The organism is Streptomyces sp. NPDC007983, assembly GCF_042958345.1.
In the GTDB taxonomy this organism is placed as follows: domain Bacteria; phylum Actinomycetota; class Actinomycetes; order Streptomycetales; family Streptomycetaceae; genus Streptomyces.
The window spans coordinates 1-2016 of the sequence record NZ_JBIBJI010000064.1 but is presented as its reverse complement, the minus strand read 5'-3'; the positions used below and the strand labels follow the sequence as shown (position 1 = coordinate 2016).

Below are 2016 nucleotides of genomic sequence, written 5' to 3'. Positions count from 1 at the left end.
GCCCATCCGCCAGCCACCGCACCACATCACCCGTGCGATACACCCGCTCACCCCGCACCCCGAACGGAGACGCGACGAAACGCTCCGCCGTCAGCGCGAAACGTCCTACGTAGCCACGGGCGACTCCGGGTCCGGCGATGTACAGCTCGCCTTCGACCCCGACCGGCACCGGGCGCAGCCGGGCGTCCAGGACGTACAGCCGGGCGCCCGCGACGGGCCGGCCGATGGGTACGCCGTCGACGCGGAAGTCGCGCACCGGGTCTCCCGCGGTGACCGTCACCGTGGTCTCGGTCGGACCGTAGACATTGCGAAGCGTCCGGCCGGGCGCCCAGCGGGCGAGGGCCTCCGCCGACATCGCCTCACCACCGACCAACAGGCCGCGCAGCTCGGGTAGCTCCATGTCCGGCACGCTCTGGAGGGCGGCCGGCGGGATCTCCAGATGGGTGATCCTCCGGTCACGCAGGACCTGGCCGAGCGTTTCGCCCGCCAGTGGCCCGGGCTCCGGCAGGACCAGGGTGGCGCCCGCGTACCAGGTGGACAGTACGTCGGCCATCGCCACGTCGAAGTTGGGCGAGACCGCTTGGAGGAGCCGGGAGTCGGCGGTCAGCCCGAGTGCCCGCTGATGCGCGGCGGCCATGCCCGCTATGCCGCGGTGGGGGACGAGGACGCCCTTGGGGCGTCCGGTGGAACCCGAGGTGTAGATCATGTAGGCGCCGGAGTCCGGAGTGAGCACAGCGGTCGGTCGCCCCACCGCTTCGGCGGGAAGCTCGCCGTCCACCTGGAGCACGGGTATGCCGGCGTCCGGTACGCGGTCCAGGGTTTCCCCGTCGGTGAGGATCAGCGCCATCTCCGCGTCGGCGGCCATGAATCCGAGCCGGTCAGCGGGATACTGGGGGTCGAGCGGCACATAGACACCAGCCGCCTTGGCGACCGCGAGGAGTGCGGTGAGCCAGATCACTCCGCGCGGCAGGCATACGCCGACCGCGATGTCGGCGCCCACTCCGCGGGCGCGCAGAGCGCCGGCGAGACGGTCGGCCCGCGCGTTCAGATCGGCGTAGCTGAGGGAGAGGTCGCCCTCGACGACGGCGGTCCGCCGCGGATCCCGGGCGAGCTGGGCCTCGAACAGGCCGGCCATGGTGAGGAGGACACCTGCCGGTTCCGCACCGAGGCCGTTCCACTCCTCCAGGATGCGGGTCCGCTCGCCTGTGGTCAGGGTGGGCACTGCCGCGGCGAGGGGCTGTGCCACTGCCTCCGGCTCCGCCCACTCGGTCAGGACCATCAGCACGTGGGCGGCGATACGGTCCGCCGTGGCCGCGTCGAAGAGGTCGGTGTTGTAGTTGATCAGACCGCCGAGTTCGCCGTTGCTCTCCTCGAAGGCGATCAGCAGGTCGAACTGGGCGGAGTCGATGTCCAGCGGGTGGTCGCTCCAGCGCAGGCCGCCGAAATCGCCGAGCCCACCGGGCATGCTCTGCAGCAGCACCATGGCCTGGACGAGGGGGCTGCGGGAGGGATCGCGCTCGGTGACGACGGCATCGACCACCCGGTCGAAGGGAACGGCGACGTGCGCGAAGGCGTCGAGGACGGTATCGCGGACGCCGGCGAGCAGCTGGGTGCCGGTGGCATCTTCGTCGATGCGGGTGCGCAAGGGGAGGGTGTTGATGAAGAACCCGACCTGGTCCTCCAGTTCCTGGTGGCCCCGGCCGGAGTCGGCGGTGCCGACGACGATGTCCTGCTGGCCGCTGTGCCGGGACAGCACCAGCTGCACGGCCGCCACCAGTCCCATGAAGAGGGTGACGCCCTGCTCCTCGCACATCCGGCTGAAGCGGTCCCGTACTCCGGCGGGGACGGCGAACCGGCGGCCGGCGCCGTTCGAGGTGCGGACGGCGGGGCGGGGGCGGTCGGTGGGGAGGTCGAGGACGGGAGCGCCGGCCAGCTGCTCCCGCCAGTACGCCAGCCCCTCGTCCAGTACCTGCGGGGTGAGCGCCTCACGCTGCCAGACCGCGTAATCGGCGTACT

At 71.7% G+C, this 2016-nt stretch carries 1 protein-coding gene; it reads right to left on the bottom strand.

All coding sequences use genetic code 11. The features are described from left to right. Nucleotides 1-2016 (bottom strand): amino acid adenylation domain-containing protein (locus ACFZCY_RS45445; RefSeq protein WP_391187711.1); only part of this gene is annotated, 2016 nt, incomplete at both ends.